Origin of the sequence: Pseudomonas sp. EA_65y_Pfl2_P74 (assembly GCF_963970575.1) — a bacterium.
Taxonomy (GTDB): domain Bacteria; phylum Pseudomonadota; class Gammaproteobacteria; order Pseudomonadales; family Pseudomonadaceae; genus Aquipseudomonas; species Aquipseudomonas baetica_A.
In genome coordinates this window covers 20,358-35,347 of record NZ_CAXAOQ010000031.1, presented here as the reverse complement: position 1 = coordinate 35,347, position 14,990 = coordinate 20,358, and the positions used below count along the sequence as shown (strand labels likewise).

At 60.7% G+C, this 14,990-nt stretch carries 10 protein-coding genes; 3 read left to right on the top strand and 7 right to left on the bottom strand.

Going from position 1 to position 14,990, the window contains the following annotated elements:
• Positions 1-11: 11 nt before the first annotated feature.
• Together ptsP and nagE are read left to right on the top strand one after the other, a co-directional pair.
• Positions 12-2,525, top strand: a complete 2,514-nt coding sequence (gene ptsP, locus AACY18_RS22410) for a phosphoenolpyruvate--protein phosphotransferase (RefSeq protein ID WP_339466163.1) — start codon at positions 12-14, stop codon at positions 2,523-2,525.
• Positions 2,526-2,548: 23 nt separating this feature from the next.
• Positions 2,549-4,264, top strand: coding sequence for an N-acetylglucosamine-specific PTS transporter subunit IIBC (gene nagE, locus AACY18_RS22405; RefSeq protein ID WP_339466161.1), 1,716 nt, complete (start codon positions 2,549-2,551; stop codon positions 4,262-4,264).
• Positions 4,265-4,435: 171 nt separating this feature from the next.
• On the opposite strand, the gene AACY18_RS22400 is transcribed toward nagE, so the two are convergent.
• From AACY18_RS22400 to purL, 3 genes are all read right to left on the bottom strand, one after another.
• Positions 4,436-4,795, bottom strand: coding sequence for a DUF6124 family protein (locus AACY18_RS22400; protein ID WP_339466159.1), 360 nt, complete (start codon positions 4,793-4,795; stop codon positions 4,436-4,438).
• A 924-nt stretch (positions 4,796-5,719) separates the two neighbouring features.
• Positions 5,720-6,031: a YqfO family protein gene (locus tag AACY18_RS22395; RefSeq protein WP_339466158.1), complete on the bottom strand. Its 312-nt coding sequence runs from the start codon at positions 6,029-6,031 to the stop codon at positions 5,720-5,722.
• A 5-nt stretch (positions 6,032-6,036) separates the two neighbouring features.
• Complete coding sequence (gene purL, locus AACY18_RS22390) at positions 6,037-9,933, bottom strand: phosphoribosylformylglycinamidine synthase (protein WP_339466157.1); 3,897 nt, start codon at positions 9,931-9,933, stop codon at positions 6,037-6,039.
• A 285-nt stretch (positions 9,934-10,218) separates the two neighbouring features.
• Between purL and mltF the strand changes: the two genes are divergently transcribed.
• Positions 10,219-11,679: a membrane-bound lytic murein transglycosylase MltF gene (mltF, locus tag AACY18_RS22385; RefSeq protein WP_339432104.1), complete on the top strand. Its 1,461-nt coding sequence runs from the start codon at positions 10,219-10,221 to the stop codon at positions 11,677-11,679.
• A 66-nt stretch (positions 11,680-11,745) separates the two neighbouring features.
• Here the strand turns inward: mltF and pdxJ are convergent, their stop codons facing one another.
• The 4 genes from pdxJ to rnc form a co-directional block, all read right to left on the bottom strand.
• On the bottom strand, positions 11,746-12,489 hold the full coding sequence (gene pdxJ / locus AACY18_RS22380) for a pyridoxine 5'-phosphate synthase (RefSeq protein WP_339466156.1): 744 nt from the start codon (positions 12,487-12,489) through the stop codon (positions 11,746-11,748).
• A gap of 46 nt (positions 12,490-12,535) precedes the next feature.
• Positions 12,536-13,225 (bottom strand): DNA repair protein RecO, encoded by a 690-nt coding sequence (recO, locus tag AACY18_RS22375; protein WP_339432103.1) that lies wholly within the window; start codon positions 13,223-13,225, stop codon positions 12,536-12,538.
• 170 nt (positions 13,226-13,395) lie between these two features.
• The gene (gene era, locus AACY18_RS22370; protein WP_221729912.1) at positions 13,396-14,298 is read right to left on the bottom strand and encodes a GTPase Era; all 903 of its coding nucleotides are present in this window, start codon (positions 14,296-14,298) and stop codon (positions 13,396-13,398) included.
• Positions 14,291-14,980, bottom strand: coding sequence for a ribonuclease III (gene rnc, locus AACY18_RS22365; RefSeq protein ID WP_221729913.1), 690 nt, complete (start codon positions 14,978-14,980; stop codon positions 14,291-14,293). The genes era and rnc overlap by 8 nt, the downstream gene beginning before the upstream one ends.
• Between the last annotated feature and the right edge of the window lie 10 nt (positions 14,981-14,990).

The window sequence follows — 14,990 nt, the reverse complement described above, 5'->3', positions numbered from 1 at the left end:
GAGACCGAGCCATGCACAACAACAATAAAGAGCTGACCCTCAGCGCCCCGCTCAGCGGCCCGGTGCTCACGCTCGCCAAAGTCCCGGACGCGGTGTTCGCCAGTGGCGCGATGGGCGATGGTATTGCCATCGACCCGATCAACGACACCCTGTATTCGCCATGCGCCGGGGTGATCATCCACGTTGCGCGCACCGGCCATGCCCTCACCGTGCGTGCCGACAACGGCGCGCAAATCCTCCTGCACCTTGGGCTCGACACCGTTGAACTGAACGGCGAAGGCTTCTCGATGCTGGTCAAGGAAGGCACGCGAGTCAGCAAGGGGCAGCCGCTGTTGCGCTATGACGTCGACAAAGTCGGCCTGCAATGCAAAAGCCTGGTGAGCCTGTTGATTCTGACCAACAGTCAAGACTTCCAGGTGCGCCCGATCACCCTCAAAGCGGTGAAAGTCGGCGAGCCGTTGCTGCACATCATCTCGCGCAACAACTCGGCGGCGAATGCTGAAGACGTTGGCGGGCCAGAGGTTCAGGGCCATGTACGCGTCGCTCATCGCGGCGGCCTGCACGCCCGGCCGGCAGCGCTGATTCGCCAGACTGCGCAGGGCTTCAAGAGCCAGTCGCAACTGCACTTCGCCGGTAAATCGGCGCCGTGCAACAGCCTGATCGGGTTGATGGGCCTGGCGGTCGGCGAACAGGATGAAGTGCAAGTCAGTTGTCAGGGGCCGGATGCTGAAGCGGCGCTGCAAGCGTTGATTACGGCATTGGCCACCGCGCTACCGAATGATCATCATGTCGCCGCGCCGATCAGCGTTGCACCGCTCAAGCGCCCGGCCGAAGCGGATGTGTTGCACGGTGTGTGCGCCGCACCGGGGTTGGTGGGCGGGCCGTTGTTTCATTTGAATGCGATCAGTTTGCCGGCGGACGCGGGCAATCATGATCCGCTGGCGCAACAGCAAACACTTGAAGCTGCGCTGGATCAGGTGCGCGGCGACATCGGCAGCACCCTCGCCCAAGCGAAACAACACAGGAGCGCCGACGAAGAAGCGATCTTCGCCGCGCATCTGGCCTTGCTCGAAGACCCGGCCCTGCTCGACGCCGCACGACAATCCATCGAGCAAGGCACGGCCGCCACCCATGCGTGGAGTCAGTCGATCGACGCTCAGTGCGACGTGCTCCAGAAAACCGGCAGCGCGCTGCTGGCCGAGCGCGCCAACGACCTGCGCGACCTCAAGCAACGCGTGCTGCGCGCCCTGCTTGGCCAAGCCTGGCATTACGAGGTGCCGGCCGGTGCTATCGTCGCCGCCCATGAACTGACCCCATCGGACTTGCTGCAACTCAGCGCTCAAGGTGTCGCCGGATTGTGCATGGCCGAGGGCGGTGCGACGTCGCACGTCGCGATTCTGGCGCGGGGCAAAGGTCTGCCGTGCATGGTGGCGTTGGGCGCGGCGCTGCTCGATCAGCCGCAAGGCCAAGCAGTGGTCCTCGACGCCGACGGCGGGCGCCTCGAACTGACGCCCAGCACTGAACGTCTGGCCGACGTCCGGCAAGCGCAAATCGACCGCCAACAACGCCGCGATGCGCAACAAGCCAAGGCTCATCTGCCCGCCGAAACCCACAATGGCGTGACCATCGAAGTGGTCGCCAATGTTGCGTCCAGCCATGAAGCGGCGGACGCGTTTGCCAACGGCGCCGACGGTGTCGGTCTGTTGCGCACCGAGTTTCTGTTCGTTGACCGCCAGACTGCGCCTGACGTCGAAGAACAGCGCGCCGCCTATCAAGCCGTCATTGATGCCATGGGCGATAAGTCAGTGATCATCCGCACCATCGACGTCGGCGGCGACAAGCAACTCGACTATCTGCCGCTGCCCGCCGAAGCCAACCCGGTGCTCGGTTTGCGCGGCATTCGTCTGGCCCAGGCCCGCCCGGAAATTCTCGATCAGCAACTGCGCGCGCTGCTGCAAGTCAGCCCGTTGCAGCGTTGCCGGATCCTGTTGCCGATGGTCACCGAAGTCGACGAACTGCTGCACATCCGCGAGCGGGTCGATGCGTTGTGCAATGAACTCGGTATCACTCAACGCCCGGAAATGGGCGTGATGATCGAAGTCCCCGCCGCCGCATTGCAGGCCGAACAACTCGCCGAACATGCCGATTTCCTCTCGATCGGCACCAACGATTTGTCGCAATACACCCTCGCCATGGATCGCGATCACGCAGGACTCGCCGCCCGCGTCGACGCCCTGCACCCGGCGCTGCTGCGCCTGATCGCCATGACCTGCGCAGGCGCAGCGGTGCACAAACGTTGGGTTGGCGTCTGCGGCGCCCTCGCCTCGGACCCGTTAGCGACACCAGTGCTGATCGGCCTCGGCGTTACCGAACTCTCGGTGAGCCCGGTGCAGATCGGTGAAATCAAGGATCGCGTGCGCCAGTTGCACGAAGCCCAATGTCAGCGCCTCAGCCGCGATCTGCTCAAGCTGAGCAGCGCCGCCGCCGTGCGCCACGCCTGTCATCAACATTGGCCACTGCGCTAACAAAAACAAAAAGGACAAACGCCATGTACCAACTCTTCATCGAAGGCCTGCAACGCCTCGGCCGCGCGCTGATGCTGCCGATTGCGATCCTGCCGATTGCCGGCCTGCTGCTGCGCCTGGGCGATACCGACCTGCTGAACATCGCGATCATCCACGACGCCGGTCAGGTGATCTTCGCCAACCTGGCGATGATCTTCGCCATCGGCATCGCCGTCGGCTTCGCCAAGGACAACAACGGCACCGCAGGCCTTGCCGGAGTGATCGGTTATCTGGTGATGATCTCCACCCTCAAGGTGCTCGACGCGAGCATCAACATGGGCATGCTCGCCGGGATCGTCAGCGGCCTGATGGCCGGCGCGCTGTACAACCGCTTCAAGGACATCAAGCTGCCGGAGTACCTGGCGTTCTTCGGTGGCCGGCGTTTCGTGCCGATTGTCACAGGGTTTGCGGCGGTCGGGCTGGGCGTGGTGTTCGGCTACATCTGGCCGCCGATTCAGCAAGGCATCAACAGCTTCGGTAGCCTGATGATGGAAAGCGGCAGCTTCGGTGCCTTCGTCTTCGGCGTGTTCAACCGTCTGCTGATCGTCACCGGCCTGCACCACATCCTCAACAACATGGCGTGGTTCGTCTTCGGCAACTTCACCGACCCGACCACAGGTGCGTTGGTGACCGGTGATCTGTCGCGCTACTTTGCCGGCGATCCGAAGGGCGGCCAGTTCATGACCGGCATGTTCCCGATGATGATCTTCGGCCTGCCGGCCGCGTGCCTGGCGATGTACCGCAACGCTCTGCCAGAGCGGCGCAAGGTCATGGGCGGGATTTTCCTGTCGATGGCTTTGACGTCGTTTTTGACTGGGGTAACCGAGCCGATTGAATTTGCCTTCATGTTTTTGGCGCCGTTGTTGTATCTGCTACATGCGCTGCTGACCGGGTTGTCGATGGCGATCACTAACGCGCTGAATATTCATCTGGGCTTTACCTTCTCCGGCGGCTTCATCGACATGGTGCTGGGCTGGGGCCGTTCGACCAATGGCTGGTTGGTGATTCCGGTCGGGCTGGCCTATGCCGTGGTGTATTACGCGGTGTTTGATTTCTGCATTCGTCGTTTCAATTTGAAGACGCCGGGGCGTGAGGATGTGGCGGCGGCTGACAAGGCAGTTCTCACCGAGAACGAGCGCGCTGCGGCTTACATCAAGGCTCTCGGTGGTGCGGATAATCTGGTGACGGTGGGTGCGTGCACTACCCGCTTGCGTCTGGAAATGGTTGATCGCAACAAGGCTTCTGACGCTGACTTGAAGGCACTGGGTGCGATGGCCGTGGTACGCCCGGGCAAGGGCGGCAGCTTGCAGGTAGTGGTCGGGCCATTGGCCGACAGCATCGCCGACGAAATCCGCCTCGCCATGCCGGCGCTGGGGCGTGCGTTGGTGTCTGCGCCTGCGGTGGTGGTCGAGGAATCGAAAGCTGCGTTGGTCGCTGCGCCGCAAGCTCAACAATGGCTGACGGCACTGGGCGGTAGCGAGAATGTGCTGCAACTGGACTGCATCGCGCTGACACGTATTCGTCTGCAACTGGCCGATGGTAAAGCGTTGTCCGAGGCGCAGTTGAAAGAGCTGGGTTGTCAGGGTGTCAGCCAGTTGGAAGGCGGGGTCTGGCATTTGTTGGTGGGGGATAAGGCAGCGAGTTTGAGTGGAGCGCTTGAGGCGTTGGTCAATCGCAGTGAGCTCGGTGCAAAGGTTTAAATCTGCTGCGCCTGAGCGGGCCTCTTCGCGAGCAAGCCCGCTCCCACAAGGTGATTGCATTCCAGATGGGGAGCTGGCTTGCCAGCGATGACGCCCGTCGAGCCTCTACTCAATCAAAACTGTGGGAGCGGGCTTGCTCGCGAAGAACGATGACACGGTAAACCTGATCAATCAGGTTTGCGGGTCTACCCGATCCAGTGCCCGGTTTACTGCCAGTTCGGCGAGCATGACGATTTGCTGGATGCCTAATACGGTGCTGCGCTGAGAACCATTTAGCTCATTGGCGAAGTTGCTGGCGGCGGTACTTGCCGAGGCTAATGACTCGCAAGCGTGGGCGAGCAGGCTTTCGGTGTCGACCTCTGGGCAGACCATGAACATGGTGCTTGGTCGGCGGGGCTTTGCGGGTTCGGGGCACAGGTAGAAGTCGAGGGCGCGCTTGATGGCTTCGCGGTTTCGGGCCTGGTCTTCGGCGCGGAGAGCTTCTTCGAGTGGGGTTTTGGTTTCGGGTGGGTCGGGTACGGGCTTGGTCATTGCAATGATCTCTAATCAAATGATTGAAGCCATCACTGGTCGTTTCTCACGCGACGAGGAGGTGGCAGCTATGTGCGGAGTGAGAAACCGGTAAGAGATCAACCCGGCCGAACCGAAGTTCGTCCGCACACAGCCGCCATAGAGCATTGCCGGCAGCAAATGAGCTGGCGGCGATTATGGTGCTACTGACGTTTGATTAAAACCTCTTACCGGGTTCTCACACCCGATCACCGATTTGCGGTGACAGCCAAAGACTAGAGACCCGACGTCCGACGGACAACCTGAAAACCTTGTGGGAAGGTTCTGGTGATTTGATGCATTTTTAAACAACCTTGGGTGATGGGGTGGCCGGGCGGGCCTCATCGGGCTCCCACAGTTGGAGTGTGTGCATCCAGATAGAGACTGGTCGGCTATCAGGCCGCCATCGCTGGCAAGCCAGCTCCCACAGAAAAGCAAAGCAGCGCCACCTACTCGCTCCTGCTTCTCACCACTCAACAGGATGAGCGCAAGCTCGGCTGCAGCTCTTGATCTTGATCCACAGGCCCCGTCGGCAGGCTGAGCGCAGGGATTCATCCGGGGAGAACATCGAGAGGAGGTGCAGCGAAGCAAACCGGAGGCGATGCCCCGGATGGATCCCGGAGCGAAGGAACCCCGAGCCCCAGCGAGCGAGCCGAACGTTGGGGCAAGCGTTTTTGGTTACTTTTTAGGCGTCTGTAAAAAGTGACCCGCCGTAAGGGCGGAACTCTGAGCAGCCATGACCACAGCAATGGATATGTACTCGGTCAGCCAGAACATCATTGCCTGAGCCGACGCCTTCGCGAGCAAGCCCGCTCCCACATAGGAACCCCATCGCGCAAAAAATCGGGGGCAACAAAAAACCCGCAAACAATCACTCATCTGCGGGTTTCTTGTAATAAGCGGCTATCAGAAATCTTCCAGCCGCCACACTTCATAAGCCGGTGTCTCGTACGGGTGGCTCAACTTCAAAGCCGCCACTACAGAGCGAATCAACTCATCCGCCACCACAAGCTCAACCTTCCATTCCTCAACACGCTCAACCTGCCCCGCTTCCCCAATAAACGGCTGACTGCCGTCCAAAGGTCGAAACTGGCCCAAACCGAGCACCTGCCAAGCACAGTGGTCATAGCCCCCGATCCGCCCACCACCGGCAGCGAATACGGCTTCCTTGACCACCTCGACATGACTGTCAGGAACAAAAAACGCCAGCTTGTACACGGACCTTAGTTAACCCACACACGAGCATTACGGAACATACGCATCCAAGGCGCGTCTTCGTTCCAGTCTTCCGAACGCCACGAGTTCTGCACAGCACGGAACACACGCTCCGGGTGCGGCATCATGATAGTCACGCGGCCATCACGGCTGGTGAGACCGGTAATCCCGCGCGGCGAACCGTTCGGGTTGGCCGGGTACGATTCGGTGACCTTGCCATGGTTGTCGACAAAACGCATCGCCACGCAACCCGACAGATCCGCTTCCAGCAGAGCTTCTTCGCTGGAAAACTCGGCATGACCTTCACCGTGAGCAATGGCGATCGGCATACGCGAACCGGCCATGCCCTGCAGGAAGATCGAGTTCGACTCCTGAACCTGAACCATCGCCACGCGCGCTTCGAACTGCTCGGAGCGGTTGCGCACGAAGTGCGGCCAGAACTCGCTGCCCGGGATCAGTTCGTGCAGGTTGGACATCATCTGGCAACCGTTGCACACGCCGAGGGTGAAACTGTCGTTACGCTCGAAGAACCCCTGGAACGCATCGCGAGCGCGGCTGTTGAACAGGGCCGACTTGGCCCAGCCTTCACCGGCACCCAGCACGTCGCCGTAGGAGAAACCACCGCACGCCACCAGACCTTTGAACTCGTTCAGGTCGACACGGCCGGCCAGAATGTCGCTCATGTGCACGTCAATCGCGTTGAAACCGGCGCGGTCGAACGCTGCCGCCATTTCCACCTGACCGTTGACGCCCTGCTCACGCAGTACGGCAACCTGTGGGCGAATGCCTTTTTTGATGTAGGGCGCGGCGATGTCCTGGTTGACGTCGTAGCTCAGCTTGACGCTCAGGCCCGGGTTGTCTTCTTCCAGCAGCACGTCGAACTCTTGTTCGGCGCAGTCGGCGTTGTCACGCAGACGCTGGATCTGGTAGCTGGTCTCGGCCCACTGACGTTGCAGCAGACGACGCTGGCCTTCGAACACGGTGTCACCATTGAAGGTGATGTTGATCTGGCCATTGTTGATCGGCTGACCGATCACCGAAACACAGTCGCCCAGACCGGCCGCGCTGAACTGCGCGAGGATGTCTGGCGTGGCGTCCTGACGAACCTGAATCACGGCACCCAGTTCTTCGTTGAACAGGATGGCGGCGATTTCAGCGGCGCTTTCGGCAACGCTGTCCAGGTTAAGACTCAGACCGCAGTGGCCAGCGAAGGCCATTTCCACCACGCAAGTCAGCAGACCACCGTCGGAACGGTCGTGGTAAGCCAGCAGGTGACCGTCAGCGTTAAGGCCCTGGATCACGGCGAAGAAGGCTTTCAGGTCTTCGGCGTCGTCGACGTCCGGCGCGTGCTTGCCGAGCTTGCCGTGTACTTGCGCAAGGATCGAAGCACCCATGCGATTCTGCCCGCGACCGAGGTCGATCAGGATCAGGTCGGTGGTGCCCTTGTCCATGCGCAGTTCCGGGGTCAGGGTCTGACGGATGTCAGCCACTGGCGCGAAACCGGTCACGATCAGCGACATCGGCGAGGTCACGGTTTTTTCTTCGCCGTTGTCGTTCCAACGGGTGGCCATGGACATCGAGTCCTTGCCCACCGGAATGGTAATGCCCAGCTCAGGGCACAGTTCCATACCGACCGCTTTCACGGTGTCGTACAGACGTGCGTCTTCACCCGGGTGACCGGCAGCGGACATCCAGTTCGCCGACAGTTTGATGTCGGAGAGCTTGTTGATGCGCGAAGCGGCAATGTTGGTCAGGGTTTCGCCGATGGCCATGCGGCCCGACGCCGGAGCGTCCAGCAGCGCCAGCGGAGTCCGCTCGCCCATCGCCATGGCTTCACCGGTGTAGACGTCGAAACTGGTGGCGGTAACGGCCACGTCGGCAACCGGAACCTGCCACGGGCCAACCATCTGGTCACGGGCCACGAGGCCGGTGATGGTGCGGTCACCGATAGTGATCAGGAAGCTCTTGCTCGCGACGGCCGGGTGATGCAGAACGCGTTCGATGGACTCGGTGATGTCGAGGTTCGACGGATCGAAGTCATCGCCCAGTTCGGCCTCGCGAACCACCGAACGGTGCATGCGCGGCGCCTTGCCCAGCAACACTTCCAGTGGCATGTCCACCGGGTTGTTGCCGAAGTGGCTATCGGTGACAGTAAGCTGCGGCTCGGCGGTGGCTTCACCGACTACGGCAAACGGGCAGCGCTCACGCTCGCAGATCGCCTGGAAGCGCTCGAAGTCTTGCGGGCCGACGGCCAGCACGTAGCGTTCCTGGGATTCGTTACTCCAGATTTCGTGCGGGGCCATGCCCGGCTCGTCGTTTGGAATGTTGCGCAGTTCGAAACGGCCACCGCGGTCGCCGTCGTTGACCAGCTCCGGGAAGGCGTTGGACAGACCGCCCGCCCCCACGTCGTGGATGAAGCTGATCGGGTTCTTGTCGCCCAGTTGCCAGCAACGGTCGATGACTTCCTGGCAGCGACGCTCCATCTCAGGGTTTTCACGCTGAACGGAAGCGAAGTCCAGATCCGCCGAGCTGGTGCCGGTGGCCATAGAGGAAGCCGCACCGCCACCCAGACCGATCAGCATCGCTGGGCCGCCGAGTACGATCAGTTTGGAACCGACGACGATCTCGCCTTTCTTGACGTGTTCTTCGCGGATGTTGCCCATGCCGCCAGCGAGCATGATCGGCTTGTGGTAACCGCGAACTTCGTCACCGTGCGGGGTGGTGATCGATTGTTCAAAGGTACGGAAATAACCGGTCAGGGCCGGACGACCGAATTCGTTGTTGAACGCGGCGCCGCCGAGCGGGCCTTCGATCATGATGTCCAGCGCGGTGACGATGCGCTCAGGCTTGCCGTACGGCACTTCCCACGGCTGTTCGAAGCCCGGGATTTGCAGGTTCGATACGGTGAAACCGGTCAGGCCAGCCTTAGGCTTGGCGCCACGACCGGTTGCACCTTCGTCACGAATCTCGCCACCGGAACCGGTGGACGCGCCCGGGAACGGGGCAATCGCGGTCGGGTGGTTGTGGGTCTCGACCTTCATCAGGATGTGCACCGGCTCCTGAACCGCGCCGTACTGACGGGTTTCAGGGTTCGGGAAGAAGCGGCCGGCCACGTTGCCGACGATCACCGAGGCGTTGTCCTTATAAGCCGACAGAACGCCTTCGCTGTGCATCACATAGGTGTTCTTGATCATGCCGAACAGGCTTTTTTCCTGGCTCTGGCCGTCAATGTCCCAACTGGCGTTGAAGATCTTGTGGCGGCAGTGCTCGGAGTTGGCCTGGGCAAACATCATCAGTTCGATGTCGTGCGGGTTGCGCTGCAAACCGTTGAAGGCGTCGACCAGATAGTCGATCTCGTCTTCGGCCAGGGCCAGGCCCAGCTCGGTGTTGGCTTTTTCCAGCGCGGCGCGACCGCCACCGAGAATGTCGATGGCGGTCAGCGGTTTCGGTTCGGCGTGGCTGAACAGGCCGGCGGCCTGCTCCAGATTGGCCAGAACGATCTGGGTCATGCGGTCATGCAGGACATCGGCAATCTGCTGGGCTTGGGCGTCGCTGAACTGACCGGCCACGTAGAACGCGATGCCGCGCTCCAGGCGCTGGATCTTGCTCAGACCGCAGTTGCGAGCGATGTCGCTGGCCTTGCTCGACCATGGCGAGATGGTGCCAAAACGCGGCAACACCAGGAACAGACGGCCGGTCGGCTCTTGAACCGGAACGCTTGGACCGTACTTCAGAAGGCGCGCAAGCACCTGCTGTTCGTCGCCGGTCAGGACGCCGGTGACTTCGGCGAAGTGAGCGAATTCAGCATACAAGCCACTGACAGCCGGAACCTTCTGGCTCAGTTGCTCAAGGAGTTTGCTGTGGCGAAAGGCAGAAAGGGCAGGAGCGCCGCGCAGGATCAACATCTTCGGGACAGCCTCGGGAAGGGGTGTGCTTTGAGGCCGTGCATTCTAGCCTAAACCGCCCTCAACATCACCCGAAACGCTACGCACGGTTGCACCCGGACGTCGATCTGTGTTTCTGATTCGCAAGTCAAATTTACCCAGCCTGCGACAATGGCTTATTTTTGCTGTAACAAAATGCCCGGAAGGCCCGTTTATGAGGGGTTTCGTTCGGTTTTGTGATCGTTAGCAGACAAGCCCTGCACTGTCGAGATATGGCGTCCGCGGTCCTTTGCGTATACTGCGCAAATGTTTTTCCCAAAGGCTTTGCGTCCGCGGTACGCCAAATGGCTGATCGCAACCGGACTCTTCCTGTTGCTCGGTGGCTGTGTTGATAAACCCAACACACTCGAGCGCGTAAAGGAGGATGGTGTGCTGCGGGTGATTACCCGGAACAGCCCCGCCACCTACTTTCAGGATCGCAGCGGTGAAACCGGCTTCGAATACGAGCTGGTGAAGCGCTTTGCCGAAGATTTGGGTGTCGAGCTTAAAATCGAGACCGCCGACAACCTCGACGACCTCTTCGACCAGATCGGCAAACCGAACGGCCCGGTCCTGGCTGCCGCCGGGCTGGTCAGCAGTGAACAGCGCAAGAAACAGGTGAGGTTTTCCCACCCCTACCTCGAAGTCACCCCGCAGATCATCTATCGCAACGGCCAGTCACGGCCCACCGACGCCGGTGACCTGGTGGGCAAGAAGATCATGGTGCTCAAGGGCAGCACCCACGCCGAACAACTGGCCGAACTGAAACAGAAATACCCCGCCATCGAATACGAAGAGTCCGACGCGGTTGAAGTGGTCGACCTGCTGCGCATGGTTGATGAAGGCCAGATCGACCTGACACTGGTCGACTCCAACGAAGTGGCAATGAACCAGGTGTACTTCACCAACATCCGCGTGGCCTTCGACCTCGGCGATGCGCGCAGCCAGAGTTGGGCCGTCGCACCGGGCGAAGACAACAGCCTGCTCAACGAGATCAACAGCTATCTGGACAAGGTGCAGAAGAACGGCACCCTGCAACGCCTCAAAGACCGCTACTACGGGCATGTCGACGTCCTCGGTTACATGGGTGCCACCACGTTCGCCCAGCACTTGCAGCAACGCTTGCCCAAATACGAACAGCACTTCAAGACCTACGCCAAAAAAGAGAAAGTCGACTGGCGCCTGCTCGCGGCCATCGGTTATCAGGAATCACTGTGGCAACCGACGGTCACCTCCAAAACCGGCGTGCGCGGGCTGATGATGCTGACCCAGAACACCGCTCAGGCCATGGGTGTGTCCAACCGACTCGATCCGAAGCAGAGCATCATGGGCGGCGCGAAGTACCTGGCTAACATGAAGGATCAGCTCGACGATTCGATTCAGGAGCCGGATCGCACCTGGTTTGCCCTGGCGGCGTACAACGTCGGCAGCGGCCACCTGGACGACGCCCGCAAACTGGCCTCCAAAGAAGGCCTGAACCCGAACAAGTGGCTGGATGTGAAGAAAATGCTGCCGCGCCTCGCGCAGAAGCAGTGGTACAGCAAGACCCGCTATGGCTACGCCCGGGGCGGCGAACCGGTGCATTTTGTCGCGAACATTCGTCGCTACTACGACATTCTCACTTGGGTGACCCAGCCGCAGCTTGAAGGTGATCAGGTGGCTGAAGGCAACCTTCATGTGCCGGGGATCGACAAGTCCAAACCGACTCAAGAGCCAGCCCCGCTCTAGCCCAGATACCTTCAATCAAATGTGGGAGCCAGCCTGCTGGCTCCCACATTGGTTTTGCGATGAGGCTTAAGCTTTTGCAGCCGCCAGAATCAGCGCTTTCATTTCAGCGACGGCAGACTTGAAGCCAACGAACAACGCATGCGCCACCAGCGCATGGCCGATGTTCAGTTCGTTGATGCCCTTGATCGCGGCCACGGCCTCAACGTTGTGGTAATGCAGACCATGACCGGCATTGACGATCAACCCCTGAGCCAGACCAAACACCACACCGTCCGCCACTCGTTTCAGTTCTTCGGCGACTTCGGTCGGGGTTTCGGCATCGGCATAACGCCCGGTGTGCAGCTCAATGGCCGGCGCACCGACGCGCTTGGAGGCCGCAATCTGACGCTCGTCGGCATCGATGAACAGCGACACCTCGCTGCCGATCTTCGACAGACGCTCAACCGCCGCTTTGATGCGTTCTTCCTGCCCTGCCACATCCAGACCGCCTTCGGTGGTCAGCTCCTGACGGGTTTCCGGGACCAGGCAGATGTGCGCCGGACGGATACGTTCGGCAAACGCCATCATTTCTTCGGTGACGCCCATTTCGAAGTTCATGCGGGTTTGCAGCACGTCCTTGAGCAACAGTACGTCGCGCTCCTGAATGTGCCGACGGTCTTCGCGCAGATGCACCGTGATGCCATCGGCGCCCGCCTCTTCCGCGTCCAGCGCAGCCTTGACCGGATCCGGGTAGCGCGTGCCACGGGCCTGACGCAGGGTGGCGACGTGGTCGATGTTCACGCCAAGAAGAATGCGATTGCTGGTGGTCACGGATGCGCTCCTGAATGGAAAGATTCGGCGCACAGCATACACGGGGCTAGGGCTTGCGAAACAGCTCGCGACTGACCAGAGGGCGACCGCCGAGGTGAACGGCCAAGGCCTGACGCATCAAACGCTTGGCGGCGGAGAGTGCGCCGGGAGCCGACCAGTCGGCTTCGGCCATGGCGAGTAATTCAACGCCGTTGAACAGGCCGGGTTGCAGCAAGTAAACGCGCTCAAGGCCGGCGTCCACTTGCAGACGGTAGAGACCATCGGGCGCAACAGGCTCGCCGTGAATATCGGTATTCATGGAAAAGCCGTAACCGAGGTCATCGAGCAGACGCCATTCGAAAGAGCGCAACAACGGTTCCAGCGGCCGGCCTTCGGCCAGAGCCAGCAGGGTTGCTGCGTAGTGATCGAACACCGCCGGGTGCGGATCTTCGGCAGGCAGCAGGCGGATCAAGAGCTCGTTGAGGTAAAGACCGCTGAACAGCGCCTCGCCATTGAGCCAGGCGCAGGTGCCGGCACTTTCCATGCGCCCGACATTCTTCAACTCGCCCTTGCCGCGAAACTCGACTTCCAGCGCCACGAACGGCCGCGCCAACGTCCCGGCCTTGCCCCGCGCACTGCGCAGCACCGCTCGCAGCCGACCTTGCGGCGTGAGGAAATCCACCAACGCGCTGGTTTCGCGGTAGGCGCGCGAATGCAGGACGTAGGCGGGTTGGGCAGGAGGTGGAGTTTGCGACATGGAATTCTCGATGAAGAAACGCGTTTTTTACTCACAACCCAAAACTACTGTGGGAGCGGGCTTGCTCGCGAAAGCGGTGAATCAGTCGAAGTGAATGTCGACTGACACTGCGCATTCGCGAGCAAGCCCGCTCCCACAGGGGGGTTCTCTGGAGTATCAGAAAACCGGTATTACAGGTCGCCGTAACCCAGCGAACGCAGCGCACGCTCGTCGTCGGACCAGCCGCCCTTCACCTTGACCCACAGGTTGAGCATGATCTTGGAGTCGAACAGCAACTCCATGTCCTTGCGCGCTTCGGTGCCGATGCGCTTGATGCGCTCGCCCTTGTCGCCAATGATGATCTTCTTCTGGCCGTCACGTTCGACGAGGATCAGCGCATGGATGTGCAGGGTCTTGCCCTGCTGCTTGAACTCTTCGATTTCGACGGTGATCTGGTATGGCAGCTCAGCGCCCATCTGGCGCATGATTTTCTCGCGCACCAGTTCGGCGGCGAGGAAACGGCTGCTGCGGTCGGTGATCTGGTCTTCGGGAAAGAAGTGATCGTTTTCCGGCAGGTGATCGGCAATCACCTTTTCCAGCGCGTCGAGGTTATGCCCGTGCTGCGCCGAAATCGGGATGATCTGCGCGTTCGGCAGCTGTTCCTGCAACCAGCTCAGGTGCGGCATCAGCTCGGCTTTGTCTTCGATACGGTCGGTCTTGTTCAGTGCGACGATCAGCGGGCCGGTCACGTATTGCACACGCTCCAGCACCATCTGGTCTTCTTCGGTCCACTTGGTGCGATCGACCACGAAGATCACCACGTCAACGTCTTTCAACGCCGCCGAAGCGGTCTTGTTCATGTAACGGTTCAGCGCCTTTTCGCCACCCTTGTGCATGCCGGGGGTGTCGACGTAGATCGCCTGCACGCCACCCTCGGTCTTGATCCCAAGCATGTTGTGACGAGTGGTTTGTGGCTTGCGCGAGGTGATCGCCAGCTTCTGACCAAGAATGTGGTTCAGCAGCGTGGACTTGCCCACGTTGGGACGGCCGACGATGGCAACGTAGCCACAGCGAGTTGCGTTTGTATCAGTCATTGCCATTCTCCACGCCCAGGGCAATCAGTGCTGCGGCGGCCGCTACCTGTTCGGCAATACGACGGCTCACACCCTGACCTCGGCTTTTTTCATTCAGTAAGACAACTTCGCACTCGACGAAGAAGGTTCGGCAGTGCGGCTCGCCCTGGATATCCACCACCTCGTAACGAGGCAGGTCGCAACCGCGTGATTGCAGGAATTCCTGCAGGCGGGTCTTCGGATCCTTGTTGGTGTCGACCAGGGTCAGACCTTCGAACTCACCCGCCAGCCAGGCCAGTACGCGCTCGCGAGCCATGTCCATGCCGGCGTCGAGGTAAATCGCACCGATCAAGGCTTCGAGGGCATCGGCCAGAATCGATTCGCGACGGAAACCGCCACTTTTCAACTCGCCGGACCCCAGACGCAGATAATCCCCCAGGTCGAAACCGCGAGCCAGCACGGCCAGCGTCTCACCTTTCACCAAGCGTGCGCGCAAACGCGACAACTGGCCTTCACGGGCGAGCGGGAAACGATCGAACAGCGCCTCGCCCGCCACGAAGTTGAGGATGGCATCACCGAGGAATTCCAGGCGTTCGTTGTTACGCCCGGCGAAACTGCGGTGCGTGAGGGCCAGGAGCATCAGCTCCTGATCCTTGAAGGTGTAACCGAGCTGACGCTCGAGACGGCTTAATGAGGCGCTCACGGTTTACCCA